Source organism: Streptomyces sp. 8K308 (assembly GCF_004348315.1).
In the GTDB taxonomy this organism is placed as follows: domain Bacteria; phylum Actinomycetota; class Actinomycetes; order Streptomycetales; family Streptomycetaceae; genus Streptomyces.
The window spans coordinates 1-1,201 of the sequence record NZ_SMKC01000640.1; the positions used below are offsets into that span (position 1 = coordinate 1).

Consider the following 1,201-nt stretch of genomic DNA (forward strand, 5'->3'; position numbering starts at 1 on the left):
AGTTCTACCCCACCCCCACCGCCGCCCGCCTCTAGCGCACCGCACGCCACCTCGAGAAGGACAGCTGGTGCCGCGGCGCCACGGTCAGCGCCTCCGACGCCCGCTGCCTCTACGGCGCCATCCAGGCCGAGGCCACCGGGAACGCCGGCCTGGAAGACAACGGCCTGGACGTGCTGCTCGAGGTGATCCGCCGTGTCCTAACCCGCCGCCGAATCGATCCCGTCGGTCAACGACGACCAGTTGGGCAACGCGGCGGTCGCCGTGCGACTCCTGGAGTTCGCCGCACGGCACGCCGACGCACGGGACATCTAGGCCAGGGCGAGCGCGGTGCACAGTGCGGCAACGGCGGTCGCCTGCAGGGAGAGACGGAGCGGAACCACGCGGTCCCAACGCTGTTGCAGAGTACGAACGTTGGGCAATGCCGTTTTCTCGGCGGCCGCGGCCCTGATCGCACGATTGATCGGTGCGCTGACTCGGAAATAGATGCTGATCCAGCAGAGGAGGGCCGCCGCCGCGAGCAGGCTTGCCAACGCGACCGCCGTGCGTCCGGCCACCAGCGCCGCTGCCCCACTGAGGATGCTTGTGACGACGCTGAGGACGAACGGGAGGGGCAGCCGCTGGTCGCCGTACTTGTGGACGTGGCCCATCGTGGTGGTGAGCGTCCGGTCATCGACTTCGGACAACGCAGGCCGAAGGACGATGGTCGCGAACAGGTCAGCTCCGTATACGGCCGAACAGGTGAGCACCGCAATACCGGGGAGCACATGTATCAGGATGTTCATGCTTGACCAAACCTCAGATCGTGTCAGCCGACTGGACTGCAGCCTGCCCGTCCGCGTACACGTGTTCCGGCCGCCCCCCGTGATGATAACGGAACTGCCGAGCCGACAGCGCGGAGACCTTGACAGAAGCTAATCGCAGGTGTGGTGGTGATCAGCACAGGCGCGGTCACGGCGGCGGCCAGGCGGCCGCGAGTGAGGGCGATCACGGCCGATCAGATGAACGGCACCGACCCAGCTCGCAGAGCAGAGCCTCGCCGACAACAGCGCGTCACAACAGATCACCCTTGGGGCACCCTCCGGCCCTGAGTTCGGAAACAGCCTCTTAGAGGTCGTTTTCCTCTTGAATGCCCTCTATCTCCTGGTTTTTGAGGTGTCGGGTCGTGAGGCTGTTGGGAGTGGTGGTGTGGGTTGGTTTCGGT

Annotated in this window: 1 protein-coding gene; it reads right to left on the reverse strand. The window is 65.9% G+C overall.

The annotated features are described in order from the left end of the window. Positions 1 to 308 precede the first annotated feature (308 nt). Entirely contained in the window at positions 309 to 782 is a 474-nt protein-coding gene (locus E1265_RS36365; protein ID WP_132935197.1) for a DUF1772 domain-containing protein, read from the reverse strand. Between the last annotated feature and the right edge of the window lie 419 nt (positions 783 to 1,201).